This window comes from Nioella nitratireducens (genome assembly GCF_001879715.1).
Taxonomy (GTDB): domain Bacteria; phylum Pseudomonadota; class Alphaproteobacteria; order Rhodobacterales; family Rhodobacteraceae; genus Nioella; species Nioella nitratireducens.
Map to the genome: position 1 here is coordinate 1 of NZ_MNBW01000080.1, position 355 is coordinate 355.

Sequence of the window (355 nt, forward strand, 5' to 3'; positions counted from 1 at the left end):
GGTTAAGGAGCTCCACGCCAAGATCGGGGAGCTGGCGGTAGCCAACTCTTTTTTGGAAAGAAAGCTGAAGCCTTGGGGCGGGAAGTGAGGCGCGGCATGATTGAGCCTGATCACCCCCAGCTGTCTATCAGCCAGCAGTGCAAGCTGCTGTCGATTGCGCGCTCGTCCTTCTACTACACGCCCAAGGGCGAGACCGAGCAGAACCTCGACCTGATGCGGCGGATCGACGAGCAGTTCCTGGAGACCCCGTTCTTCGGTGTCCGGCAAATGACCTGGCATCTGCGCAACGACGGCCATCTGGTGAACGAGAAACGGATACGCCGGTTGATGCGCCTTATGGGACTGATGCCGATCT

General features: G+C 59.2%; 1 protein-coding gene. It reads left to right on the forward strand.

All coding sequences use genetic code 11. From position 1 onward, the window contains the following. Window positions 1–96 precede the first annotated feature (96 nt). On the forward strand, window positions 97–355 hold a 259-nt coding region (locus BKY27_RS19680), incomplete at its 3' end, for an IS3 family transposase (protein WP_146636329.1).